22 protein-coding genes and 1 riboswitch are annotated in these 24,665 nt (G+C 78.1%); of the genes, 9 read left to right on the top strand and 13 right to left on the bottom strand.

All coding sequences use genetic code 11. The annotated features are described in order from the left end of the window. Nucleotides 1-72: 72 nt before the first annotated feature. The 3 genes from LO771_RS09055 to LO771_RS09045 all read left to right on the top strand — a co-directional run bounded on the left by LO771_RS09055 (nucleotide 73) and on the right by LO771_RS09045 (nucleotide 4,162). Nucleotides 73-2,463: a germacradienol/geosmin synthase gene (locus LO771_RS09055; RefSeq protein ID WP_230649628.1), complete on the top strand. Its 2,391-nt coding sequence runs from the start codon at nucleotides 73-75 to the stop codon at nucleotides 2,461-2,463. Between the two features lie 105 nt (nucleotides 2,464-2,568). Further along, nucleotides 2,569-3,351, top strand: coding sequence for an ABC transporter permease (locus LO771_RS09050; RefSeq protein ID WP_230650209.1), 783 nt, complete (start codon nucleotides 2,569-2,571; stop codon nucleotides 3,349-3,351). 226 nt (nucleotides 3,352-3,577) lie between these two features. Further along, the gene (locus LO771_RS09045; protein WP_230649626.1) at nucleotides 3,578-4,162 is read left to right on the top strand and encodes a TMEM165/GDT1 family protein; all 585 of its coding nucleotides are present in this window, start codon (nucleotides 3,578-3,580) and stop codon (nucleotides 4,160-4,162) included. Between the two features lie 148 nt (nucleotides 4,163-4,310). On the opposite strand, the gene LO771_RS09040 is transcribed toward LO771_RS09045, so the two are convergent. Both LO771_RS09040 and LO771_RS31015 read right to left on the bottom strand, forming a co-directional pair. After that, a complete protein-coding gene (locus tag LO771_RS09040; RefSeq protein WP_374228115.1) occupies nucleotides 4,311-4,916 on the bottom strand; it encodes a hypothetical protein in 606 nt (201 codons plus the stop codon). 205 nt (nucleotides 4,917-5,121) lie between these two features. Then, nucleotides 5,122-6,189 carry a peptidoglycan-binding protein gene (locus LO771_RS31015; RefSeq protein WP_304944783.1) on the bottom strand — a complete coding sequence of 356 codons (1,068 nt, stop codon included), beginning with the start codon at nucleotides 6,187-6,189 and terminating at the stop codon, nucleotides 5,122-5,124. Between the two features lie 396 nt (nucleotides 6,190-6,585). On the opposite strand from LO771_RS31015, the gene LO771_RS09030 reads away from it, so the two are divergent. Continuing rightward, entirely contained in the window at nucleotides 6,586-8,757 is a 2,172-nt protein-coding gene (locus LO771_RS09030) for an MDR family MFS transporter (protein WP_304944782.1), read from the top strand. A gap of 70 nt (nucleotides 8,758-8,827) precedes the next feature. Here the strand turns inward: LO771_RS09030 and LO771_RS09025 are convergent, their stop codons facing one another. After that, on the bottom strand, nucleotides 8,828-9,643 hold the full coding sequence (locus LO771_RS09025; protein WP_230649624.1) for a trans-aconitate 2-methyltransferase: 816 nt from the start codon (nucleotides 9,641-9,643) through the stop codon (nucleotides 8,828-8,830). A gap of 126 nt (nucleotides 9,644-9,769) precedes the next feature. On the opposite strand from LO771_RS09025, the gene LO771_RS09020 reads away from it, so the two are divergent. Continuing rightward, entirely contained in the window at nucleotides 9,770-10,393 is a 624-nt protein-coding gene (locus tag LO771_RS09020; RefSeq protein ID WP_230649622.1) for a hypothetical protein, read from the top strand. 90 nt (nucleotides 10,394-10,483) lie between these two features. On the opposite strand, the gene LO771_RS09015 is transcribed toward LO771_RS09020, so the two are convergent. Next, entirely contained in the window at nucleotides 10,484-10,906 is a 423-nt protein-coding gene (locus LO771_RS09015; RefSeq protein ID WP_230649621.1) for a hypothetical protein, read from the bottom strand. 291 nt (nucleotides 10,907-11,197) lie between these two features. Between LO771_RS09015 and LO771_RS09010 the strand changes: the two genes are divergently transcribed. Next, entirely contained in the window at nucleotides 11,198-11,542 is a 345-nt protein-coding gene (locus LO771_RS09010; RefSeq protein ID WP_230649620.1) for an antibiotic biosynthesis monooxygenase, read from the top strand. Between the two features lie 120 nt (nucleotides 11,543-11,662). On the opposite strand, the gene LO771_RS09005 is transcribed toward LO771_RS09010, so the two are convergent. The 8 genes from LO771_RS09005 to LO771_RS08970 form a co-directional block, all read right to left on the bottom strand. Then, on the bottom strand, nucleotides 11,663-12,724 hold the full coding sequence (locus LO771_RS09005; protein WP_230649619.1) for a hypothetical protein: 1,062 nt from the start codon (nucleotides 12,722-12,724) through the stop codon (nucleotides 11,663-11,665). Nucleotides 12,725-12,747: 23 nt separating this feature from the next. Further along, nucleotides 12,748-13,314: a hypothetical protein gene (locus LO771_RS09000; RefSeq protein ID WP_230649617.1), complete on the bottom strand. Its 567-nt coding sequence runs from the start codon at nucleotides 13,312-13,314 to the stop codon at nucleotides 12,748-12,750. A gap of 193 nt (nucleotides 13,315-13,507) precedes the next feature. Continuing rightward, nucleotides 13,508-14,470, bottom strand: coding sequence for an ECF transporter S component (locus LO771_RS08995; RefSeq protein WP_374228114.1), 963 nt, complete (start codon nucleotides 14,468-14,470; stop codon nucleotides 13,508-13,510). Continuing rightward, complete coding sequence (locus tag LO771_RS08990) at nucleotides 14,467-16,113, bottom strand: ABC transporter ATP-binding protein (protein ID WP_230649615.1); 1,647 nt, start codon at nucleotides 16,111-16,113, stop codon at nucleotides 14,467-14,469. Before LO771_RS08990 ends, LO771_RS08995 begins: the two co-directional genes overlap by 4 nt. After that, complete coding sequence (locus LO771_RS08985) at nucleotides 16,110-17,477, bottom strand: energy-coupling factor transporter transmembrane protein EcfT (protein ID WP_374228113.1); 1,368 nt, start codon at nucleotides 17,475-17,477, stop codon at nucleotides 16,110-16,112. Before LO771_RS08985 ends, LO771_RS08990 begins: the two co-directional genes overlap by 4 nt. Nucleotides 17,478-17,503: 26 nt before the next feature. Then, on the bottom strand, nucleotides 17,504-18,223 hold the full coding sequence (locus LO771_RS08980) for an SCO2322 family protein (protein ID WP_230649614.1): 720 nt from the start codon (nucleotides 18,221-18,223) through the stop codon (nucleotides 17,504-17,506). Beyond that, the gene (locus LO771_RS08975) at nucleotides 18,220-19,638 is read right to left on the bottom strand and encodes a prenyltransferase/squalene oxidase repeat-containing protein (RefSeq protein ID WP_255744018.1); all 1,419 of its coding nucleotides are present in this window, start codon (nucleotides 19,636-19,638) and stop codon (nucleotides 18,220-18,222) included. The genes LO771_RS08980 and LO771_RS08975 overlap by 4 nt, the downstream gene beginning before the upstream one ends. 122 nt (nucleotides 19,639-19,760) lie before the next feature. After that, nucleotides 19,761-19,835: riboswitch (cobalamin riboswitch) on the bottom strand. Between the two features lie 161 nt (nucleotides 19,836-19,996). After that, entirely contained in the window at nucleotides 19,997-20,716 is a 720-nt protein-coding gene (locus LO771_RS08970; RefSeq protein WP_230649612.1) for a TetR family transcriptional regulator, read from the bottom strand. Here LO771_RS08970 and LO771_RS08965 point away from each other — a divergent pair. The 3 genes from LO771_RS08965 to LO771_RS08955 all read left to right on the top strand — a co-directional run bounded on the left by LO771_RS08965 (nucleotide 20,715) and on the right by LO771_RS08955 (nucleotide 24,179). After that, nucleotides 20,715-22,220 carry a glycosyltransferase family 4 protein gene (locus tag LO771_RS08965; protein ID WP_374228112.1) on the top strand — a complete coding sequence of 502 codons (1,506 nt, stop codon included), beginning with the start codon at nucleotides 20,715-20,717 and terminating at the stop codon, nucleotides 22,218-22,220. The genes LO771_RS08970 and LO771_RS08965 overlap by 2 nt on opposite strands. Nucleotides 22,221-22,305: 85 nt before the next feature. After that, nucleotides 22,306-23,079 (top strand): class I SAM-dependent methyltransferase, encoded by a 774-nt coding sequence (locus tag LO771_RS08960; protein ID WP_230649608.1) that lies wholly within the window; start codon nucleotides 22,306-22,308, stop codon nucleotides 23,077-23,079. Then, entirely contained in the window at nucleotides 23,076-24,179 is a 1,104-nt protein-coding gene (locus tag LO771_RS08955) for a prenyltransferase (protein WP_374228111.1), read from the top strand. Before LO771_RS08960 ends, LO771_RS08955 begins: the two co-directional genes overlap by 4 nt. 140 nt (nucleotides 24,180-24,319) lie before the next feature. Here LO771_RS08955 and LO771_RS08950 read toward each other — a convergent pair whose 3' ends face one another. Then, nucleotides 24,320-24,592: a hypothetical protein gene (locus LO771_RS08950; RefSeq protein WP_230649606.1), complete on the bottom strand. Its 273-nt coding sequence runs from the start codon at nucleotides 24,590-24,592 to the stop codon at nucleotides 24,320-24,322. Between the last annotated feature and the right edge of the window lie 73 nt (nucleotides 24,593-24,665).

Here is a 24,665-nt window from a genome sequence, read left to right as displayed (position 1 = left end):
CCGTCCGCTTTCCGGACGGAGGGGGCCTAGCGTCCCGTACGACCACCGACCCGAGGGAGAGTCGAGGCACGGATGTCGCAGCCCTTCAGGCTTCCGCAGTTCTACGAGCCCCACCCCGCACGGTTGAACCCCCACCTGGGGACCGCCCGCGTCCACTCCAAGGCGTGGGCCCGCACGATGGGCATGGTCGAGGGCTCCGGGGTGTGGGACGAGGACGACCTCGACTCCCACGACTACGCCCTGCTGTGCGCGTACACCCACCCCGACGCGCCCGCCGACGCCCTGGACCTGGTGACGGACTGGTACGTGTGGGTCTTCTTCTTCGACGACCACTTCCTGGAGAGCTTCAAGCGCACCCGCGACCTCGACGGCGCCCGCGCGTACCTCGACCGGCTGCCCGCCTTCATGCCGGAGCAGCCCGGAGGGGAGCCCCCGGTGCCGCAGAACGCCGTCGAGCGCGGCCTCGCCGACCTGTGGGCGCGCACCGTGCCCGCCATGACCGGGGGGTGGCGGCGCCGCTTCGCCGAGGCCACCCGCCACCTGCTGGACGAGTCGCTCTGGGAGCTGGCCAACATCGACGCCGGCCGCGTCGCCAACCCGCTGGAGTACGTCGAGATGCGCCGCAAGGTCGGCGGCGCGCCCTGGTCCGCCGGGCTCGTCGAGTACGCGGCGGGCGCCGAGGTGCCCGACGCCGTCGCCGGCAGCCGGCCGCTGCGGGTGCTGCGGGACGCCTTCTCCGACGGCGTCCACCTCCGCAACGACCTCTTCTCCTACCAGCGGGAGATCGAGGAGGAGGGCGAGCTCTCCAACGGGGTGCTCGTCTTCGAGCGGTTCCTCGGCTGCACCACCCAGGAGGCCGCCGACGCCGTCAACGACCTGGTCACCTCCCGGCTGCAGCAGTTCGAGCACACCGTCCTCACCGAGCTCGGCCCGCTCTTCGCCGAGCACGCGCTCGACCCGGCGTCCTGCGCCGCGGTCCTCGCCTACGCCAAGGGCCTCCAGGACTGGCAGGCGGGCGGCCACGAGTGGCACCTGCGCTCCAGCCGCTACATGAACGGCGCGGCGGACGGCTCCGGACCGCCGCCCGGCCCCGCCCTCCCGTCCGGCCCGTCCGGCCTCGCGCTCCCCTCCGGCCCGCCCGGCCTGGGCACCTCCGCCGCCCGGGCCGCCGCCTCCCTCGCCGCCTCCCTCCCGAAACGGCTCGCCCGCCACGCCCGCCCGACGCACCGGCCCGTCGGCCCGGTCCGCATCCCCGACCTCCACATGCCGTTCACCACCACCCTCAGCCCGCACCTGGACGCCTCGCGCGAGAACGTCGTGGTCTGGGCCCGGGGCATCGGCATGCTCGCCGCCGTCCCCGGCGTGCCGCACTCCGGCGTCTGGGACGAGGAGCGGCTGCGCGCGGCCGACTTCGCCCTCTGCTCCGCGGGCATCCACCCCGACGCCTCCTCGGAGCAGCTCGACCTGACGACGGGCTGGCTCACCTGGGGCACCTACGGCGACGACTACTACCCGGCCGTCTACGGCCGCACCGGGGACCTGGCCGGCGCCAGGGCGTGCACCGAGCGCCTGGCCGCCTTCATGCCGGTCGGCGGCGAACCAGCGCCGCCCCCCGCCACCCCGCTGGAGGCCGGCCTGGCGGACCTGTGGCGGCGCACCGCCGGACCTATGGACCCGGACGCGCGCCGCCGCTTCCGCACCACGGTCGAGGACATGACCGGCAGTTGGCTCTGGGAGCTCGCCAACCAGGTCCACCACCGCGTCCCCGACCCCGTCGACTACATCGAGATGCGCCGGATGACCTTCGGCGCCGACCTCACCATGAGCCTGTCCCGCCTCTCCCGCGGCAGGTCGCTGCCGGAGGAGGTCCACCGCTCCCGGGCCGTGCAGGCGATGGAGCACGCGGCCTCCGACTACGCCGCGCTCATCAACGACCTGTACTCCTACCGCAAGGAGATCGAGTTCGAGGGCGAGGTCCACAACGCCGTCCTCGTCGTCCAGGACTTCTTCTCCTGCGGCCTGCCCGAGGCCCTGGACGTCGTCGCCGACCTGATGGCCTCCCGGATGCGGGAGTTCGAGCACGTCGTCTCCACCGGGCTGCCCGCCCTGGCCGAGGAGCACCGCCTCGACGCCGGGGCCCGGGCCGTCCTCACCGGCTACGCCGAGGAGCTGGAGCACTGGATGGCGGGCATCCTCGTCTGGCACCGCGGCTGCCGCCGGTACGACGAGGACGAGGTGCGGCGCGCCGCGGGCATGCCCGCCGGGGCCCCCGGCCCGCTCGTCCCCGCCGGCCCGCTCGTCCCCGCCGGCCCGCCCGGCCACCCGGCGGTGCCCGCCCCGGCCGTGCCCGGCCGCGCCGCGCCGCGCGGCTCCCTCGCCGCCCTCGCGGGACCGACCGGGCTCGGCACCGCCGCCGCCCGTGCCGTCCCCCGGCTCCGGACGGCCGGACGCACCCGGGCGTGAGGGCCGGACCGCGGCCGGGCGTGCCCCGGGACCCATGATGGGACCGTGACAGGAGCGGCGGCGGCGGCGGTGGCGGTGGTGGCGGCGACGGGCCCGGGGGCCGGGGTGCGGGCGGCGGCGGGCGGATCCTCGCTCCTGCCGGTGACCCCGGCCCTGGGGGCGGTGGTGGCGCTGCTCCTGGCGGCCGGGGTCGCGGTCGCGGGCTGGGGGCGGCTCGGCCACGGCCGGGCGGTGCTGCGGGCCGGGCTGCGGGCGGCCGTGCAGCTGGCCGCCGTCGCCGCCGTGATCGGGTGGGTCGTCCGCTCCCTGCCGCTGTCGCTGCTCTTCGTCCTGCTGATGTTCACGGTGGCGGTGCGCACCGCCGGCCGCCGGATGACGGCCGGACCCGACTGGTGGTGGGCGGCGGCCCCGATCGCCGCGGGCACCGTCCCGGCCCTGCTGCTGCTCGTCGGGGGCGGCCTGGTCCCGGCGAGGGGCATCTCGCTCATCCCGGTCGCCGGCATCCTCATCGGCGGCGCCCTCACCGCCACCTCGCTCTCCGGCCGCCGGGCGCTGGACGAGCTGGCCCAGCGCCGCGGCGAGGTGGAGGCCGCGCTCTCGCTGGGCCTCCCCGACCGGGACGCCCGGCTGGAGATCTGCCGCACCGCCGCCGCCACCTCCCTGGTCCCCGCGCTCGACCAGACCCGCACCGTGGGCCTCGTCACCCTGCCGGGCGCCTTCGTCGGCATGCTGCTCGGCGGGGCCTCCCCGGTGGCCGCGGGCGCGGTGCAGCTCCTCGTCCTGGTCGCGCTGCTCGCGGTGGAGGCGGCCGCCGTGGTCGTCGTGCTGGAGCTGGTGGGGCGGGGTCTGGTGTCCCGCGGGCCGGGGGACGGTCCGCCGGTCCGGTAGGGTGGGAGGCGATCGAAGGGGAGTAGCCCTCCACCGGACCGTCGACACACTGGCCGCCGCGGCGGCCCGGCGCCCGGGGCATCCTGCGAACGCGGCGCGGTCCGCGGCGGCGGTGCCGGCGAGACCTTCGGCCGCAGTGCTGTACGCCCAGCGCTGCCGTGCCGAAGCGACCCCCGAGGGACCTCCGGTGCGGGAGCCCGAACCGACGAGGAAAGACCCCCATCCGATGAGCATCACCGTCGCCGCGATCACCTTCGGCATCATCTTCCTGGCGGAACTGCCGGACAAGACCGCCCTGGCCAGCCTGGTCCTGGGCACCCGCTACCGGGCGTCGTACGTCTTCGCCGGCATCGCCGCCGCCTTCGCCGTGCACGTCGCCCTCGCGGTCGCCGCGGGCAGCCTCCTCGCGCTGCTGCCGCACCGCTGGGTCGAGGGCGTGGTCGGCCTCCTCTTCCTCGGCGGCGCCGCCATGCTGCTCCTCCAGCGGGAGGAGGGCGAGGACGGCCACGCCGCCAAGGAGCCGTCGTCGACCGGCTTCTGGAAGGTCGCCGGGTCCGGCTTCCTGCTGGTGCTGGTCGCCGAGTTCGGCGACCTGACGCAGATCACCACCGCCAACCTCGCCGCCCGCTACGCCGACCCGCTCTCCGTCGCCCTCGGCTCCTGGCTGGCGCTGTGCGCGGTGGCGGGCGTCGCCATCGTCGGCGGCCAGAAGCTCATGAAGCACGTGCCGCTGCGGGTCATCACCCGGGTGGCGGCGGTGGTCATGCTGGTCATGGCGGCCGTCAGCATCGTCGGCGCGATCCGGGGCTGACCGCGTCTGCACCGGCCCCCGCCGCGGGCCCGCCGGACCAGCGCGGTCCCGGCGGGCCCGCGGCCGGGCACCGGACCCCGGGGGTTCGACCCCCGGGGTCCGGCCGTCCGGGCCGGGAGGTCAGCGCCGGGAGGTCAGCGCCGGGAGGTCAGGGCCCAGCCGTCCCCGGGGCGGCCGGGCCGCCGTCCGTCCGGACCTCCTGCAGCAGGCCCCAGGTGAAGTCGGCGACCGCCCGCCGGGCCGTCCCGTCCGCGTCCGGCGCCGTGAACGCCAGCCGCCACCGCCCCGGCGCCGTGCCCTCCATCGGCCGCGCCGGGGCGAACGCCGCCGCCACGTCCCCGACCGTGCAGGACCAGGGGGCCAGGTCCTCCAGGGTCCGCAGCGGGGGCGGGGCCGTACCGGGCGCCCGCACCAGCCACTCGTTGAACACCGCTCCGCCCGGCGCCAGCAGCACCTCGAAGCGCAGCTCCGGCCAGAGCGGCACCGGCCAGCGCAGGACCCGCAGCTCCAGGTCGCCCACCCGCCGCCGCCCCGCCGACTCCGGCGGCCCGAGGACCGCCCGGTAGCGGCGGTCGCCGCGCGGGAAGCCGCGGGAACGGATCATGGCCTGCCAGCGCCGGTTGGCCTCCCGCATCGCCGTGCGGTCGGAGCCGAGCCGCAGGACCGCGTCCTCGACCTCGCCGGGCCGGAAGTCCGCCATCCGGCGGAGCAGCACGAGCTGGAACTCCAGGGGGCCGAAGCCGTCGATCGCCACGGCGTCCAGGATGCCGCGTGCCGCAGCCCCCGGCCCGCGCGCCCCGCCCGCGGCTCCCGCGCCCGGCCCCCGGCTCGCGTGCCAGGCCCCCGGCTCGCGGGTCCTCCGCCCACCGGGAGCGGTGCGGCGACGGTGCGGGCGGACCGGTACGTGCGGGCCGGTACGTGCGTCCTGCGGGGGCGGGCCGGCGGGCGGCGGCGCCCGTTCAGGGGAAGGCGATCTCCAGCCGCTGCCGCGTGTTGGGCCCGTACACGCCCCGCGGGTCGCCCTGCACGCTGTACCAGACCTGGAACTGGGCGACGGCCTGGAAGGTCTTGTCGTCGTACCGGCCCGACGGCTTCCCGTGGTACGTCGAGGCACGGGCCAGCCGCTGCTGGAGGTCGACCACCTCCGGCCCCTCCATGCCCATCGAGAGGGTGGGCGGCCCGGTGGGGGAGGCGCTGGGCGCCGGCGGCCCGGACGGGGCGGCACTCTGGGCGGCCGTCCGCCCCGGTGCCGGGGCGGAGGGGCTTCCCGGCCGTGCCGTGACGGAGACGGCCGGGGCGGCCGGGGCGGTGGAGGCGCTCGCGGTGGCCTTCGCGGGCGGGGCCGACGCCGTTGCGGTCTGCGACGCCCCGCCGGGGACGGCCCTGGGCGAGGGGCGGCCGCGCCTCGGGGCGGGGGAGGCGGGGAGCGGCGTCGGGTTGCCGACCAGGGCGGACGCGGACGGGGAGGGCGCCGCGACCCGGTCCGCGCCGCCGTCGCCGCCCCCGGAGAGCGCCACGACGGTGCCCGCGACGGCCGCCACCGCCACCGCGCCCACGGCCACCGCTCCGCGCCGGCGCCGCCGCCGGTCCGCGGCCTGCCGTCCGGCCGCACGGGAGTAGGGCACGTGGGCGGGGGCGTCGGCGGTCTCCAGCGGGAACATCCCCAGGTCGCCCGGGGCCGGTCCGTCGGCCCCGGCCGGGTGCACCGCCACCGGGCCGGCCTGTCCGGCGTCCTGGGCACCGACCGCGGCGCCCGGCGCACCCTGCACGCCCGGCGCCCCCTGCACGCCCGGCGCGCCCTGCACGGCCGGTTCCGGCGTGAAGGGTCCGGGGGGCGGTACCGCGCCCTGCGGCGGCACGGCGCCCGCATCCGGACCGCCCGGCTGCTGCACGTACGGCCGCACCAGCGGCGGACCCTCGATCCGCGGCAGCACCGCCGTGTCGACCGCGTCGCCCGCGCCCGGCGGGCAGGCGCAGGGACCGGTGCCGCGCTCGGCACCGCACGCGGGGCAGCGCTGTCCTGACATCCGGCCGGTCCTCCTCGGGACGAACTGCGGTGGTGCCGGTCGGAGAGCGCGCAGGCGGCAGCCGGTCGGCGGGCGGGGACCGGCGGCGGACGGGGCGCGCCGTACGGGGACGGGTCGGCGCGCGAGGCCTCGGTCGCGCCCGATTATGCAGGATCACCGGCCGGTCGCACAGCGTGGACCGGGGGCCGGGGGCGGAGTGCCCGGATTGGCCCTCCGGTGCCGCTTTGGATCGGGTCACGCCTGTTCGGTGACCGTACGCGGCCTTTCGCGCCCTCCCGCGGGCGGCTGCCCCCGAAAGGGCGAAACAGGACACAGCTGACAGAATGAACGGGCGGGGGCGGCGCCCGGACCCGGCTCCGGGCCCGGCACCGGGACCCGATGTTCCGAGGAGCTGGCATGGCGGACCACGAAGCCCGGCCCGACCGCAGGAGAGCCCGCGCCGACACCGCCGCGCAGCGCTCCGGCGCACGACCCCCCGCCCCGGCCGCCGCGCCCCCCGGCGCGCACCCCCCTGGCGCGGACCCCTCCGGCGCGGACCCCCGGAACGCACCGCACCCCGGCGCGCCCGCCCCCGGGCTGTGGTGGTCCATCGGCGCGCTGCTCCTCGCCATGCTCCTCGCCGCCCTCGACCAGACCATCGTCTCCACCGCGCTGCCCACCATCGCCGGGGACCTCGGCGGCCTCGACCACCTCTCCTGGGTGGTCACCGCCTACCTGCTGGCCGCCACCGCCGCCACCCCCCTGTGGGGCAAGCTCGGCGACATGTACGGGCGCAAGCGCCTCTTCCAGGGCTCCATCGCGGTGTTCCTGGCGGGCTCGGCGCTCTGCGGACTCGCCCAGGACATGGGCGGCCTCATCGCCTTCCGCGCCCTCCAGGGCCTGGGCGGCGGCGGCCTCATCGTCCTCACCCAGGCGATCGTCGGCGACCTCGTCCCGCCCCGGGAACGCGGCCGCTACCAGGGCCTGTTCGGCGCCGTCTTCGGCGTCACCAGCGTCCTCGGCCCGCTCCTCGGCGGCCTCTTCGTCGACACCCTCGGCTGGCGCTGGGTCTTCTACGTCAACCTGCCCCTCGGCGTCGCCGCCCTCGCCGTCATCGCCGCCGTCCTGCCCCGCACCGGCACCACCCGGCGGCACACCGTCGACTACGCCGGGACCGCCCTGATCGCCGCGGCCGCCTCCTGCCTCGTGCTGGCGGCCTCCCTCGGCGGCACCGCCTGGCCGTGGGGCTCCTGGCAGACCGCCGCCCTGGGCGCGCTCGGGCTCGGGCTCGCGCTGCTCCTCGTCCTGGTCGAGCGGCGCGCCGCCGAGCCGGTCCTGCCCCCGCACCTCTTCCGCAGCCGGACCTTCACCCTCGCCGCGGTCATCTCCTTCGTCGTCGGCTTCGCGATGTTCGGTGCGCTGACCTTCCTGCCGACCTTCCTCCAGGTCGTCCACCAGGTCTCGCCGACCCTCTCCGGCCTGCACATGCTGCCCATGGTCCTCGGCATGCTGCTCACCTCCGTGGCCTCCGGCCAGATCGTCAGCCGCACCGGCCGCTACAAGGCGTTCCCCGTGGCGGGGACCGCCGTCACCGCCGTCGGCCTGCTGCTCCTCTCCCGCCTCACCGAGGACAGCGGCACCGCGGTGACGAGCCTGTCCTTCCTCGTCCTGGGCCTCGGCCTCGGCCTGGTGATGCAGGTCCTCGTCCTGGTGGCGCAGAACTCCGTCGGCTACGAGGACCTGGGCGCGGCCACCGCCGGCGCCACCTTCTTCCGCTCGATCGGCGCGTCCTTCGGCGTCGCCGCCTTCGGCGCCGTCTTCTCCTCCGGCCTGCGGACCCGCCTGGCCGACGCCCTCGCCGGGGTGCCGCTGCCGCCCGGCACCGACGCCTCCGCCGCCACCCGCGACCCGCGGACCGTCGCCGCCCTGCCGCCCGCCGTGCAGGACGCCGTCCACCACGCCTACGCCGAGTCCATCACCCGGGTCTTCCTCTACGCGGTGCCGGTCGTCCTGGTCGCGTTCGTCCTCGCCTGCCTCCTGCAGGAGCAACCCCTGCGCCGCACCGTCACCACCCCCGACCTCGGCGAGGCGATCGGCGCCAACCCGGTCGAACGCTCCTCCGCCGACGAGACCGCCCGCGCCCTCACCGTCCTCGGCACCCGCGAGGCCCGCCACGACCTGTACCGGCGCATCACCGCCGACGCCGGCCTGGACCTCCGGCCGGCCTCCTCCTGGCTGCTCCTCATGATGCGCCGGTACGGCAGCGTGGCCCCCGGCGACGTCGCCGACCGCCGCGTCGTGCCCCGCCGCACCGTCGAGGACGCCGCCGTCGAGGTCGAGGCGCGTGGCCTCGCCGCCCGTGACGGCACCCTCGACATGCGCCTCACCCCGCGGGGCGAGGAGGTCGCCGACCGCCTCCTCGCCGCCCGCCGCGCCCGGCTCGCCGCCCTGCTCGGCGACTGGGACGAGACCCGCCACGCCGACCTCGCCGCCCTGCTGACCCGCCTCAGCCCCGACCTGTGCGGCGACGCCGACGACCTGCCCTGCCCGCCCGTCCACACCCCCTCCCGCCGCGGCGCTGCGGTCTGAGTTCGCCCCGGGGGGCCGGGGGACGGGAGGCCGCGGGGCGGGAGTCCCGGGGGACGGCAGGCCGGGCGGCTCAGCGGGCGCGGGCCAGGAAGAGGTCGGACACGCCCACGACGTCGATCCCGCCGCCGTGGGCGTCCAGCACCCCGGCGATCCCGGCCAGGGCGGACGCCCGCCGGTCCTCGGGCAGCATGCGGTACGCGGAGATCGAGGACAGGTACCCGACCCAGTGCTCCGTCCCGTACCGGTGCTCCTCGCGGAAGCGGACCGACCGCAGGCCGGTGAACCGCCCGTCGCGCCGGCACTCCTCCGCGGGCCAGCCGGTCCCCTCGGCCCAGGCCGCCTGCTCGTCCTCCCACGCGGACAGCGGGTCGCTGTGCGGGACGCGGTCGACCCCGTGGCGGGCGTCCACCTCGGCGAGCGCCGTCCGCAGCCCCTCGTCGCGCACGGCGCGGCCGTTCCAGAAGAGCGCCACCGCCCCGCCGGGCGCGAGGGCGGCGTGCACCAGGTCCCAGCGCCGGTCCCGGTCCAGCCAGTGCCAGCACGCCGCCGCCGCCAGCAGCCCGTACCGGCGGCCGCCGGGCTCCCACTCCTCGAAGGCGCCCACCTCGACCCGCACCTGCGGGTACGGCGCGGTGGTGCGCGCCAGCACCTCCGCCATCCGCGGGTCGGGCTCCACGCACACCAGCGGCACGCCCCGCGCCGCGAACGCCGCCGTGGCCTTGCCGGTCCCCGCGCCGACCTCCACGGCCGGGCGGCCGCCGAGCGCCGCGTACGCGAGCACCTCGTCCACCAGCGCGTCCGGATAGCCGGGGCGGTAGGCGTCGTACACCTCCGCGACCTCGCCGAACACCCTGCTGCGCACCACGTCCCGCCGCTCCGCGTCCACGCCTGCTCCCGGTTCCTTGATCGCCCGGCGGCCACCCTACGGGCGCTGGCCGGCCGGGCGCAGTCCGTTTCCGGCCCTCCCCGGGTCCGTGACGGCGGCTCCGGGAGAGGCGCTACCCTCCCCGCCGTGGACGCGACGCACCCGGCCCCGCCCGGCCCCGCCCCCCTGGTGCTGCTGGTCGGCGGCTGCTCGGGCATCGGCAAGACGAGCATCGCCCGGGCGCTGGCGGCCGCCTACAGCATGCCCCTGGTCGAGGTCGACGACGTCGTCGAGGCCCTGCTGGTGATGACCACCCCGGAGCAGCAGCCCGACCTCCACCACTGGCGCACCCGCCCCGAGGACGCCTGCGGGCCGCCCGGGCGCATCGCCGAGGTGCAGCTCAGGACCGCCCGCGCCCTCGCCCCGGCCCTCGCCGCCGTGGCCGCCAACCACGTGGCGACCGGCACGCCCGTCGTCGTCGAGGGCGACTACCTGCTGCCGTCCCTCGCGTCGCCCGCCGGACCGGTCCGCGGCGTCGTCGTCCACGAGGACGACGAGGACGGCCTCGTCGCCAACTACCTCGCCCGCGAGCCGGACGCCGGGCCGCAGCGCCACCGCGCCCGCGCCTCCCTCGCCTACGGCCGGCTGCTCGCCGCCGAGGCCGCCGCCGCGGGCGTCCCCGTCCTGTCCCCCCGCCCCTGGCACGACGCCCCCGCCCGCACCGCCGCCGCCCTCGGCCTCCCGCCCCTGCACCTGTCCGACGCGCCCTGAGGACGCGGCGCGCCCCCGCCCGACGGTGCGCGGTCCCCGGGCGGCGGGCGGGCCACCCGAGGCCGGTGCGGCCGCCCGACCGCGGGCGGCTCAGCCGGACATGGACCCCCAGTACATGACCTCCACCGGCTCGCCGTCGGCGTAGAGCACGGTGCACCTTCCGCGCCCGTGCGCCGGGTAGCCGATCCGCCCGTTCTCGCGGGCCTCGAGCCACTCGGCGCGTGTCGGCCTGCCGCCGGGCGCCCAGGCCCGCACCTCCTCCCCGGTCAGGGGCCGTAGGGTCGCCCACTCCTCCTCGGCCTCCGGGTCGATCAGCAGGTGCAGGGACGCCGCCGACCCGGTGCCCCTGGTGGCCATGTACTCGCACCACGCCCCGTCCGCCCAGAGGCCGTCGATGTCCCGGCCCTCGAACCCGCCTCCGACGTCCGCCAGCCCCTCCTCCTGCGCCCGGCGGAACGCAGCGGACAGATCCTCCGCCCAGGGACCCGACCGGTACCAGCGGTCGCCGCTCATCGCCGTTCTCCTTCCTCGTGGGAGGGGAAGATCCTAGGCGGTGGCACGGACACCGGCCCCGGGCGGCGGCCGCCGCCCGGGGCCGGTGTCCGCCGCCGGAGCGCGGAGGGGGCCGTGCCGCCCGCCTTCCGCGCCCCGGCCCGGAGGAGCCGGTGCGGAGGGAGACCCGGTGCGGAGGGAGGGCGGAGCCGCTCCGGAAGCCGCACGGGCCGCGGCCGCCCGCCCGGCTGACGCCGTGCGCCGGGGCGCGTCCGCCGCGAGGGCTCCGCAGCGGTGCGGCAGGATGGACGCATGAGCGTCGTGAAGATCAACGTGCTGACGGTCCCGCCGGAGCAGCGGGAGGTGCTGGAGCAGCGGTTCGCCGCGCGGGCCGGCGCCGTGGAGGGGTCCGACGGCTTCGAGTGGTTCGAGCTGCTGCGGCCCGTCGACGGGACGGACCGGTACCTCGTGTACACCAGGTGGCGCAGCGAGGAGGACTTCCAGACGTGGATGTCCGGTCCGATGCAGAGCGCGCACCGGGGCGGCGGTCAGGGCGGCGGTGAGGAGCAGGGCGGCGGGCAGGCCCGGCCGGCCGCCACCGACTCGTCGCTGTGGTCGTTCGAGGTCGTGCAGCAGGCGTCGCCGAAGCTCGGCTGAGACCGGCCGCCGCGAGGCCGCCGGCGCCCGTCCCGGCAGAGACCGGACGGGCCGGACGGCGGAGGGCCCCGGACCTCCCGCAGGAGGTCCGGGGCCCTCGGCGCCCGTCCGGCGGTGCCGTCAGGTCTGCAGCAGGTGCGTCACCAGACCGCGGTACTTCTGGAGCGCGAGGCGCAGTTCCTCCGTCTCGCCCTCGCCCTGGCCCTGCCAGCCGCCGCGCAGGGTGCGGCGGCGCTCCTCGATGCCCTCGGTGATCATCGCGGCGACCTTGTCCAGGAGCTGGTCGGCCTCCTCGACGGCGTGCTTCGGGCCGTCCACGAAGCCGACCATGATCTCCCGCCAGCGGGCCTGGAGGTCCTCCGCCGCATCGCTGCGCAGGAGGTGGTCCTCCTCGGCGGCCGCGCCCGCGGTGCCCGTACCGCCGGCGGCGTGCCGCGGCCGGTCGGTCCGGCCGGACGCGGCGGTGGCTGCCGCGGCACCGGCGGCGGCTGCCGCCGTCCCGCCGGTGCCGGTGCCGGTGCGGTCGGCGGTAGTGCGGTCGGTACCGGTGCGGTCGTCCGCCGTCCGGCCGGTGCTCGTGCTGCCGGTGACGCCGATCCCGGTGCCGGTGGTCCGGTCGTCGGCCGTGTCCGCGCGGTGGCCCGTGCCGATCCGGTCGCCGGTGCCCGTGCGGCCGGTCTCCGTTCGGCCGGTCTCCGTGCGGTCCGTCTCCGTGCGGTCCTTCGACAGGCCGCCGCGGTCCGCGATGTCGCCGCGGTCCCCCGTGGAGTCCCGCCCGTCAGTGCTCGGCGCACCGCCCTGCGCGGCGGTGTCCCGTGCGGTGGTGTCCCGGGCGGCGGTCCCGCCGGCCCCGGCCCCGGCCTCGGGGTCGTGGTGGGGGTCGGTGACCGAGCCGGTGACGGGACCGGGCGGGGTGCCCGGAGGCGTGACGGTCCGCGGGTCGGGACCGGCGGCCTGCTGCGCCGCGCGGGCGGCGGCCTCCTCGCGGCGCGGTTCGCCGGGCGCCGTCGCCGGACGCTCCGGGGTGCCCGCGGTCCGGTACCCGTACACCGAGTCCTCGGACGCGGCCCGGCCGCTCGGCGGCTCCTCCGGTGTCCTGGCCGCCTGCTGGCCCTCGTCGTCCCGGCCCTGTGCGCGCCGCAGCAGTTCCTCGCCGCGTTCGGTGCTTCTGCGCTCGCCCATGGGGGTGTCCTCTTCCTTCGTCGTCAGTGGCTGGTGGTGGGGCGGGGGGTGCCGGACCCTGCCTCGACGAGCTCGGCGAAGAGCTCGCGGGCGCGGACCACGGCCTCGCGCATCTCCTCGGTGGTGGCGCTGCCCTCCTGGGCCTTCCGGGCGACGGCGTGCGCGCTGCGGTAGCTCTGCAGCGTGCGGGCGTGGTCGACGGAGAGCGCCGCCAGGGCCTCGTCGCGCTCGTCGGCGGGGTAGCCGCGGTCGCGCATGACGCGGCCGATCAGCTCGTCGGCGTCGACCAGGGCCTGGCCGGGGGCGTCGACGAACTCCTCCTGCAGCCCCGCCCAGTCGGCCCGGTAGCGCTCGCGGGCCTCGCTGCTCAGGGGACGGACGTCGAGGTCGCGGCGCAGGCGCAGGCGCTCCTCCAGGTCCTCCTGGGCCTTCTCGGGGGTGCCGTGCTCGGCGACCGCCCGGTGGTACTCGGGGCCGAACTGCCGCTCCAGGCGGCGCCTGCGCATCCGGGGCCTCAGGGTCAGGGCGGCGAGGGCCGCGACGACGACCACGGCGACCACGATCAGGGCGATGGTCGCACCAGTGCTCATGACAAGCCTCCTGCTGGGTGGGCGGGGCCCCCGGCGGGCGGCCTCCGTGACGACCGTGCGTGACCGGCTCGAAGGGTCGCCTGCCCCCATCCGCGGGCACGACACCCGTACGGTCCGATGTCCCGGAGGAGCCGTCACGTCCCGTACCGCCGGGGCCCGGACCGCCCGCCGCAGCGCCGTGCGGCGGCCCGGATCAGCGTCCGGCGGTGCCCTCGGCGGAGCCGTCCCCGGCGGTGGACGGCCCGGCCTGGCCGTCCACGAAGGAGACGGGCGCGTCGAAGGCGGCGCGGCGCGAGGCGCGGCGCAGGGCCCGCAGCACCGGTCCGCCGACGGTGAGGCAGAGGACGACGGTGACGGCGGCGCGCGGCAGGTCCCAGCCGAGGGAGGTGGCGAGGCAGTACGCGGTGAAGCGCGCCAGGTTGGCGGTGAGCGGGTCGCCGGGGACGAAGGAGACGGAGCTGCTCATGCCGCCGAGGTAGGGCCAGCCCTGGAGGTTCATCACGGTGCCGTACAGGACGGAGGAGACGGCCCCGTACGCGGCGAGCAGGACGCGTTCGCGCCGCCCGCGCAGGCCGGCGGCGCCCGGGAGCAGCCCCGCGCCCGTGCACACCCACCCCATGGCCAGCATCTGGAACGGCAGCCAGGGGCCCACACCGCCGGTGAGCAGGCCGGACGCGAACATCGACAGCGCGCCCAGCACGAAGCCGAAGCCGGGCCCGAGCACCCGGCCCGCCAGCACCATGAGGAAGAACATCGGCTCGATCCCGGCCGTGCCCGCGCCCAGCGGGCGCAGGGCGGCGCCGGCGGCGGCGAGGACGCCGAGCAGGGCGACCGCCTTGGCGTCCAGGCCGGGGCCGCCGTCGGCCCGGCCCTCGGCGACCTGGGCGACGGCCACCGCCAGCAGCAGCGGCAGCAGGGCGGCGAAGAGCCAGGGCGCGTCGGCGGAGTGGCCGACGAGGTCGGCGCCGGGGGAGGCGAGCAGCGGCCAGCCGAAGGCGGCGACGCCCGCCGCGGAGGTCAGCGCGAGGGCCGCGGCGGACCGCCGGCCGAGGGGGACGGGCCGGGTGGCGCTGCGGTGTCCGGTGCCGGTGCCGGTGCCGGATGCGGCGGTCCCGGGCGCGGCGGTCCGGGGCGCCGCCCCGGGTGCGGGGGTCACGCGGGGCTCCCCGGCGCGGCGCCGACCGGCGTGAGCGCGTCGCGGACCTGACTGACCGTCAGCCAGGGCTCGGGGGCGAGCACCTTCGCCACCTGCGGGGCGAAGGCGGGCGAGGCGGTGACCACCGAGGCGGTCGGTCCGTCGTCCACCACCTCCCCGTCGGCCAGCACGACCGTGCGGTCGGCCAGCTCCGCGGCCAGCTCCACGTCGTGGGTGGCGAGCAGCACGGCGCAGCGCGGCTCCTCGGCGGCGAGCCCGCGCACGATCCCCACCAGCCGCTCCTTGGCCGCGTAGTCCAGCCCCCGGGTCGGCTCGTCGAGCAGCAGCAGGGCGGGCCGGGCCGTGAGGACGACCGCCAGCGCGAGCGAGAGCCGCTGGCCCTCGGAGAGGTCGCGCGGGTGGCTGCCGTCCGCGAGACCCGGCAGCAGCCGCTCCACGAGGGCGCGGCAGGTGCCGGGCTCCGCCCCCGCGTCGGCGTCGGCCGCGGCGCACTCGGCGGCGACCGTCTCCCCGTACAGCAGGTCGCGCGGGTCCTGCGGGACCAGCCCGACCTGCCGGACCAGCTGCGCCGGCCGGGTGCGGTGCGGGACCAGCCCGGCGACCCGCACCGAGCCGGACGCGGGCGCGTGCAGGCCCACCAGGCTGCCCAGCAGGGTCGACTTGCCCGCGCCGTTGCGCCCCATCAGGGCGGTGACCGAACCCCGGTGCAGGACCAGGTCGACGCCGCGCAGCGCCGCCGTGCCCCCGCGCCGCACCGCGAGGGAGCGCACCTCGGCGACGGCCTCGCCGGGCGGCCGCCCGGCGGGGGTGCGCGGCGCCGGTGCGGCGGCGGCGAGGCGCGCCCGCAGCGGGGCGGCCCGGCGCCGGGCGTCGCGGACCGAGAGCGGCGGCGGCGACCAGCCGGCGGCGCGGCCGAGGCCCACGACGGGCGGGAAGACCGGGGACGCCGCCATGACCTCGGCCGGGTCGCCGGTCACCGGGGGCAGGCCGGGGCCGGGCAGCAGCACCACCCGGTCGGCGTACTGCACCACCCGCTCCAGGCGGTGCTCGGCCAGCAGCACGGTGGTGCCCAGGTCGTGGACGAGCCGCTGGAGCACCGCCAGCACCTCCTCCGCCGCGCCGGGGTCGAGCGCGGAGGTGGGCTCGTCCAGGACGAGCAGCCGGGGGCCGACGGCGAGGACGGAGCCGATCGCCACCCGCTGCTGCTGGCCGCCGGAGAGGGAGGCGGGCGCCCGGTCGCGCAGCTCGGCGAGGCCCATCAGGTCGAGGGTCTCCTCGACGCGGCGGCGCATCACCTCGGGCGGCGTGCCCAGGGACTCCAGGCCGTAGGCGAGCTCGTCCTCCACGGTGTCGGTGACGAAGTGGGCCAGCGGGTCCTGGCCGACGGTGCCGACCGCGTCGGCGAGGTCGCGCGGCCGGTGGGTGCGGGTGTCGCGCCCGGCCACCGTGACGCGGCCGCGCAGCACGCCGCCGGTGAAGTGCGGCACCAGGCCGGAGACGGCGCCCAGCAGCGTGGACTTGCCCGACCCCGACGGGCCGACCAGCAGGCACAGCTCGCCCTCGGGCACGTGCAGGTCCACCCCGGCCAGGGCGGGGGCGTCGGCGTCGGGGTAGGTCACGGAGACCTGCTCGAAGGTGATCACCGGTCGGCCTCCTTCCGTTCCTCTGCGTCCTTCCGTTCCTGCCGCGCCCGCCGCCCCCGCGGGTGCCCCGGTCCCCCCGCGGCGGTGCGCGCCCCGGCTCCCGTGCCCTCCCGCGTGCCGGCCGCCTCCCGCGGACCCTGCCCCGCCGTCCGCGGCGGGACCGGTGCGGCGACCGCCGGGACCAGGCCCAGCAGCACGGCGGCGGCCGGCAGCAGCGGCAGCGCGGGCGCGGTGAGCGGGACGGCCGGCGGGTGGAAGGCGCCCGGGTCGCGGGTCGACAGCCACACCGTCAGCCCCGCGACGGCCGCGCCCGAGCCGGCGGTCAGCCACTCCCGGGCCGCCCACGGGTCGGGCCGGTGGCGGGTGCGCAGCGCCCGCCGCCCGCCGAGCACCAGTCCGCCCGCGGCGGCGGCCAGTCCGGCGGCCAGCAGCGGCAGCGCCCACACCGTGCCGGTGTCGGTCAGCAGCCCGTACACCGCGACGCACACCCCGGTCAGGCCGGTGAGGGTGAGCGCCGCCGTGGTGCGGCGCACGGCGGGCGGCACGTCGGCGGTGCGGCCGAAGCCGCGGGTGTCCATGGCGGCGGCCAGGCCGACCGATCGCTCCAGGGCCCCCTCCAGGACCGGCAGGCCCACGCTCAGCAGCGCCCGCACGCCCCGGTCGGGGCGCCCCCGCAGCCGCCGGGCGGCCCGCAGCCGCCGCACGTCGGCGACGAGGTTCGGCGCGAACGTCATGGCGACGACCACCGCCACCCCCGCCTCGTACAGGGCGCCCGGCAGGGAGCGCAGCAGCCGGGCGGGGCTCGCGAGCGCGTTCGCCGCGCCGACGCAGCCCAGCAGCACGGCCAGCCTCAGGCCGTCCTCCAGGGCGAAGGCCAGGGCCTCCGCGGTGACCCGGCCGCCCAGCCGCACCCCCTGGGCCCAGTCGGGCAGCGGCACCTCGGGGAGGGTGAACAGCACGCGGGTGCCCGGGACCGGCGAGCCCAGCAGCACGGCGAAGACCAGCCGGATGCCGAGCACCACCAGGCCCAGCCGCAGGAACGCCCCGTACGACCGCGACCAGGGGGCGTCGCCGCGCCGGGCGGCGACGACGTGCCCGGCGACGGCCGCGGCGAGGAGCAGCAGCAGCGGGTTCGTCGTGCGGGAGGCGGCGGTGCCCAGGCCCAGCGCCCACAGCCACCACGCGCCCGGGTGCAGCTGCCGCGGCCCGGCGGCGGGACGGCGGGCCGTGCGGCGGCGGCCGGCACGGTCGCGGGCGGGCCGCCGCTGCTCCCCGCCGCCGGCCGTGCGTGCGGCGGGGACCGCCGCGGCCGCGGGGCCGGCGGGCGGGGCCGCGGGGCGCGGACCCGCTGCCTGCGGGTCCACGGACTGCGGGTCCACGGACTGCGGGTTCACGGCGTACGCCGGCGGCGGGCCCGGACGACGGCGCCGGCCGCGACCGCCGCGACCACCGCCCCGCCCGCGGCCAGCCCGACGGACGGACCGCCGCCGTCACCGCTCCCGCCGCCCTTCGCGGGCGCCCCCGCCGCGTCCGCGGTGCCCGCGCCGACGGCCTCGCCGCAGCCGGACCGGGGGTACCCGGCGATGGCGCACAGGATGGCGCTGGCGTCGTAGCGCAGCGGCGGCACGGTCGCGGCCAGCACCTCGGCGCTGTTCGCGTCCTCGGGGACGACCGCGCAGGCGGTGCGCCGGGCCGGGGGCCGCTCGCCCGCCGGGGCGTCGGCGGGGGTGCCGAAGTCGAGCACCACGGCGACCCGCTTGCGGCCCGCGCGGGCCGCGGTGCCGCCGCAGACCGCCGCGAAGCCGGCGGCCGCGCGCGGCCGGGCGGCGCCGCTGCCGCCGTCGGGGCTCACCGCGAACCGCCAGCCGTCCACGCCGCCGTCCTGCGGCCGGTAGGTGGCCGGCCCCTGCTGCTGGTACGTCCAGGAGCCGCTGCTGCCGTCCCAGAACGACCAGTAGCGGTACCCGGTGGCCTGCGCCGGGGCGGCGGCCAGCAGCGGGAGCGCGGCGGCCGCCGCGAGGACGAGGGCCCGGGCGGCCGGGCGCGCCGCGGCGCCCGGCCGGACGCGCGCCCGGGTCCCCGTCCCGGTCCCGGTCCCGGTCCCCGTCATCGGTCGTCGCCGCCGCCGGCGGCCGCGCCGTCCCGCGCGTCGTCGGCGGGGGCGGCGGACGCGGGGGCGGCGGCCGGGGCCGTGCCCGCCGGTCCCCGCTTCCCCCGGCGGCTGAGGAACACCCCGCCGCCGATGCCGGCGGCCAGGCCCATGCCGATCAGCCACACGGGGGAGAAGCCGCCGTTCTCGTCCTCGTCCGCGCCGGTCACCGAGGAGCCGGGCGCCTTGGTGCCGTCGGGCGCGGCGGAGGCGGCCGAGGCGGCGGCGGAGGGGAGCGAGGCGGGGGCCGGGCCGGAGTTCACCAGCATCTGGACGACGTTGCTGCCGCCGAAGTTGTACGGGTCCAGCCCGGTCGCCTTCGCCACCAGCAGCAGCGTCGCGGCGGACGCCGGGTTGACGCCCTGCTTGCCCTGCATCCAGGCGTAGCCGTTGCCCGCCAGCCAGTCGGCGGCGTCGGACGCCTGGTCCGGGTGCCCGGCCGCGACCAGGCCCAGCACGGCCCAGGAGGTGGCGTTGTAGTCGGGCGCGGGGGCGGCGCCGGGGAGCGACTGCATCAGCCGCTGCTTGCCCGCGGCCAGCCGCCCGACGAGGAAGTGCGCGTCCGCCTCGGCGGAGCTCTCGCGGGGCAGGGCGCCCTTCGCCCCGGCGGCGCAGTCCGGCGCGGCGGCCGGCTTCTCCCGGCGCGCGCCCGGCGCGACGGGCAGGGCGCCGCCGGCCGCGGCGAGCAGGGCCTGGGCGGAGGCGAGGTCGTTGGGCTCCAGCGCGCCGGACTTGTCGGGCTGGTACGCGAACGCGCCCCGCTTCGCCGCGGGGGCGTCGCAGCCGAGCTGGAAGGAGGCCAGGCCGTCGTAGGCGCTGCGGTCGTGCTTGCGCACCTGGGCCGGGTCGGCCTTGGCGGCGACGAGGGCGTTGACGGCGAGGCCGGTGGAGTTCCCGTCGCTGGCGCCGCCGGGGTTGTACGACCAGCCGCCGTCGGGGTTCTGGTGGCGGCGCAGCCAGGAGACGCCCCTGGCGGTGGCGGCGTCGTGGCCGCCGAGGGCGGTCAGGGCCTGGACGGCGAGCGCGGTGGCGTTGCTGTCCTCGGTGGCCGCGGTGCACGCGTCGGCGGTGTCGGCGCGGAAGGACGGCCAGCCGCCGTCGCCGCACTGCTGCCCGGTGAGCCACCGCACGGCGGCGTCGGCGGGCCGCACCTGGGCGGTGTGCAGGGCGAGCAGCGCCAGGGACTGCCGCCAGACGCCGTCGTAGGTCGGGTCGTCCTTGCCGTACAGGCCCGGGGGCACCGCCACCGGCGAGGGGGAGGCGGCGGACGCGGCCGGGGAGGCGGAGTCGTCGGCGAGGGCCGGTGCGGCGGCGGTGCCGGTGAGGAGCGCGGCGCAGGCGAGCGCGGCGCCGGCGCGGGCGGCGGCGGAGAGCATCAGCGGGTGTTGCCTTTCGGTGAGCGGTCGTGGCCGCCACCGTGCGGGCGCCGGCCGTCCGTAGACCTCGACGGGTGCCGGACGTCCGCTGCCGCGGGCCCGGGAAGCCGCTCGCCTCCGCCGGGCATTCCGACTCGCCCGCCTGGGGGGCGGGCTCACGGCTGCGTGGTCAGTGCCGGACTTGCACCGGCTTCCCCCGGACGGGAGGCGCATGGAGTTGTGTCGCGGACACTCTAACGGGCGCCCGCACGGGACCGCCCCGGGGGCGGGACAGGGGCCCGCGGGGCCGGGGCGCGCGGGTCCGGAACCCGCGGGGCCGCCGGGGCCCGCGCCCGGCGCGGACGCCCGGGAGGGGCGCTCACCCCAGGGTCAGCAGCCGGGCGGCGGTCTCCAGGTCGCCCCGGACCTCGGCGATGGAGGACCGGCCGGAGAGCCACGAGACCAGGGCCGACTGCCAGGTGTGCCCGACGACCCGGACGGCGGCGAGCTCCCCCGCGGTGGGCGGCCGGTCCAGCCCCATGGCGTCCACGACGACGGCGGTGGTGAGCCGGCCCACCCGGTCGGCCTCGGCGCCGGCCGACCGGTCGGCCGAGGTCAGCGCCCGCACCATCGCCTCGGCGAGCCGCGGCTCGCGCTGCAGTCGGTGGAAGGCGCGCATCAGGACGTCGGCGACCCGGGCCGCGGGGTCGTCCCCGGCGGGCGGGCGGCGGCGCAGCCGGTCGCGCATGAGCTGCAGCCGGTCCTCCATGACGGCGACCAGCAGGTGCGTCTTGGAGGGGAAGTAGCGGTACAGCGTCCCCAGGGCCACGCCCGAGCCCTCCGCGACCTCCCGCATCTGCACCGCGTCGAAGCCGCCCCGGCAGGCCAGCGCCGCAGCGGCCTCCAGGATGCGGCGCCGCCGCTCCTCCTGCCGCCCGGTGAGCGGTGCGCCCCCGGTACCGGCAGGATGGGAGGCGCCCGCCCCCGCGGTGCGGGCGCGGCCCGGCGCGGCCCGGCGGGCGTGCCCGGCCGGCCCGGTACGGGCGGCCGGTCCGGCGTGCGCGGCCGGTTCGGCGTGCGGGGTCGGACCTGCCGTCATGGGTGCCCCCCGTGGTCGGCTCCGGCGTGGCGCGAATCACCAGCCCTGCCTCCGGCGGGAGGCCCGCGGGCCGGTATCTTCGAGTTCTCCCAGATGTTCGATACTGAAACCTGTTCTACCCCACCCGCGGCGTCCGCGCCCGGGGCGGTGCGGGAAGAAGGAGCCGAGGGTGACCGCTCAGACCCAGGGGGCCGCCCGGGAGGCCGAGCAGCCGCTGCGCGTCGCGCTGCTGTCCTACAAGGGGAACCCGTTCTGCGGCGGCCAGGGCGTCTACGTCCGGCACCTCTCCCGCGAGCTGGCCCGCCTCGGGCACCGCGTCGAGGTCCTCGGCGGACAGCCCTACCCCGTGCTCGACGAGGTCGACGGCCCCGGCTCGGTCTCCTTCACCGAGATCCCCAGCCTCGACCTGTACCGCCAGCCCGACCCCTTCCGCACGCCCCGGCCCGGCGAGTACCGCGACGCCGTGGACCTGCTGGAGGTCGCCACCATGTGGACCGGCGGCTTCCCCGAGCCGCTCACCTTCTCGCTGCGCGCCCGCCGCTTCCTCGCCGCCCGCCGCGGCCGGTACGACGTCGTCCACGACAACCAGACCCTCGGCTACGGCCTGCTCGGCCTGGAGCGGCACGGCTTCCCCCTGGTCACCACCATCCACCACCCGGTCACCGTCGACCGCGAGCTGGAACTGGCCTCCGCCGCGGACCTCAAGCGCCGCCTGTCGGTGCGCCGCTGGTACGCCTTCACCCGCATGCAGAAGCGCGTCGCCCGCCGCCTGGACCACGTGCTCACCGTCTCCGGCAGCTCCCGCGACGAGATCGCCGCGCACCTGGGCGTCGACCGCGCCCGCATCGGCGTCGTCCCCATCGGCGCCGACACCCGCCTGTGGTCGCCGGACGCCTCCGTGCCGGTCGTCCCCGGACGGATCGTCACCACCTCCAGCGCCGACGTGCCGCTCAAGGGCCTGGTCCACCTCGTCGAGGCGCTCGGCAAGGTCCGCACCGAACGTGAGGCGCACCTGGTCGTCGTCGGCCGCAGCCGCGACGACGGGCCGGTCGCCGAGGCCGTCCGCCGCCTGGGCCTGGAGGGGCACGTCACCTTCCGCAGCGGCCTCACCGACGCCGAGCTGGTCGACCTCTACCGCTCCGCCGAGGTCGCCTGCGTCCCCTCCCTGTACGAGGGCTTCTCGCTGCCCGCCGCCGAGGCCATGGCCACGGGCACCCCCCTGGTCGCCACCACCGGCGGCGCCATCCCCGAGGTCGCCGGACCCCACGGGGAGACCTGCCTGGCCGTGCCGCCCGGCGACGCCGGCGCCCTCGCCGCCGCCCTCGGCCGGATGCTCGACGACCCGGAGCTGCGCGCCCGCATCGGCGAGGCCGGCCGCGAGCGCGTCCTGGCCCGCTTCACCTGGGAGCGCGCCGCCGCCCTCACCGCCGACCGGTACCGCGAGGCCGTCGCCACCGGCGCCGGGCAGCGGGCGCGCACCGGCCCCGGCTGGCGTTACGTCTGACGACCGCACCCCCGTACCCTTCCTGACGCACCACCACGCCACCGGGACCGTGCCGGCCGGCGCCGCAACGAATGGGAGCCACGCAGTGCTGACCGTCGACTTCTCCCGCTTCCCGCTCGCCCCCGGCGACCGGGTGCTCGACCTGGGCTGCGGCGGCGGCCGGCACGCCTTCGAGTGCTACCGGCGCGGCGCCGACGTGGTCGCGCTGGACCGCAACGCCGAGGAGATCGCCGAGGTCCGCCGGTGGTTCGCGGCCATGGACGAGGCCGGCGAGGCCCCCGCGGGCGCCCGCGCCACCGCCATGGAGGGCGACGCCCTCGCGCTGCCCTTCGAGGACGACTCCTTCGACCGGATCATCGTCTCCGAGGTGATGGAGCACATCCCGGACGACAAGGGCGTCCTCGCCGAGATGGTCCGCGTCCTGAAGCCCGGCGGCCTCATCGCGGTGACCGTGCCCCGGTGGCTGCCCGAGAAGATCTGCTGGGCGCTCTCCGACGCCTACCACGAGGTCGAGGGCGGCCACATCCGCATCTACCGCGGCGACGAGCTGCTGGAGCGGATGCGCGAGGCGGGCCTCGAGCCCTACGGCACCCACCACGCCCACGGGCTGCACTCCCCGTACTGGTGGCTCAAGTGCGCCTTCGGCGTGGACAACGACCGGGCGCTGCCGGTGAAGCTGTACCACAAGCTGCTGGTCTGGGACATCGTCAAGCGCCCGCTGGCCACCCGCCTCGCCGAGGCCGCGCTCGACCCGCTGATCGGCAAGAGCTTCGTCGCCTACGCCACCAAGCCCCACCTGCCCGCCGCCGCTGCCGCCGGTACCGGCACCGGCGCGCAGGAGAGCGGGGAGGGCGCGTGACCGCCGCCGAGGACCTGGCCGTCCCCGACGCGCTCGTGCTGCCCGGCGTCCTCGACGCCGCCCAGGCCGCCGCCACCGTGCGCACCATCCTCGCCGACCAGCGGCCCGACGGCGCCATACCGTGGTTCACCGGCGGGCACCTCGACCCCTGGGACCACACCGAGGCCGCCATGGCCCTCGACGCCGCCGGCGAGCACGCCGCCGCCGAGGCCGCCTACCGCTGGCTCGCCGCCAACCAGAACGCCGACGGCTCCTGGTACGCCTCCTACACCGACGGCGTGCCCGACAACCGGGCCAGGGAGACCAACTTCTGCGCCTACATCGCCGTCGGCGTCTGGCACCACTACCTCGCCACCGGCGACGACGCCTTCGTCGACCGGATCTGGCCCGCCGTGCGCCGGGCCGTCGACTTCGTCGTCGGCCTCCAGCTGCCCGGCGGCGCGGTCGCCTGGCGCCAGGACGAGGACGGCACCGCCGTCGGTGAGGCCCTGCTCACCGGCTCCTCCAGCATCCTGCACGCCCTGCGCTGCGCCCTCGCCCTCGCCGACCACCTGGAGGAGCCCCAGCCCGACTGGGAGCTCGCCGCCGGCCGCCTCGCCCACGCGGTCGCCCACCACCCCGAGCGGTTCCTCGACAAGGACCGCTACTCGATGGACTGGTACTACCCCGTGCTCGGCACCGCGCTGCGCGGCGCCGCGGCCCAGCGGCGCATCGCCGAGGGCTGGGACCGGTTCGTCGTCCCCGGCCTGGGCGTGCGCTGCGTCTCCGACCGGCCCTGGGTCACCGGCGGCGAGAGCGCCGAGCTCGCCCTCGCCCTGTGGGCGGTCGGCGAGTCCGACCGCGCGGTCGACGTCCTGCGCTGGATCCGCCACCTGCGGCACGACGACGGCTCCTACTGGACCGGCTACGTCTTCGAGGACGACGCGGTCTGGCCGGAGGAGCGCACCACCTGGACCGCCGGCTCGATGCTGCTGGCCGTGGCGGCGCTCGGCGGCGACCACGCCACCGTCGCCGTCTTCGGCGGCGAGCAGCTCCCGGCCGGGCTCGCCGTGGCGGACTGCTGCGAGGCCGGGGCCGCACGCGACGGCAGCCGCGCCTGAGGGCGCGGCCGCCGGTGTCGGTGCCGGTGGTGCTGTCGTGCCGGTGGGTGCTGCCGCGCCGGCGGTGCGCCGGGCGCGGGGTGCGCCGTTCCTCGGTGGTCCGCCCCCGCGGGCGTGCCGTGGGCCGTGGGCGTCGCGGGTCAGCCGCGGCGCGACACGACGCGGGCCAGCAGCACGCCGACGGCCGCGTACACCACGGCCGCGATGCCGTAGTTGACGGTGGTGCGCAGCTTGGCGTTGTCGATGGCGAAGAGGTTCCGGGACCAGGTGGCCAGCCAGTCGGCCGCGTCGTGGAACCACTGGACGACCGTGTTCGCGCGGTTGGCGTCGAACAGGAACAAGAGGATCCAGACGACCAGGACGGCTGCGGCTATGTTGGCCAGCAGCCTGACGATACGTGACAGTCCGCTCATGGACAGCGTCTTGCCCGTGCCGCACGAGCCAAACGCCCCGCCCGGAGTGCTCCGGGCGGGGCGTCCTGGACCG

The organism is Streptacidiphilus sp. ASG 303 (genome assembly GCF_020991365.1).
Taxonomy (GTDB): domain Bacteria; phylum Actinomycetota; class Actinomycetes; order Streptomycetales; family Streptomycetaceae; genus Peterkaempfera.
This window is presented reverse-complemented; position numbering and strand designations above follow the sequence as displayed.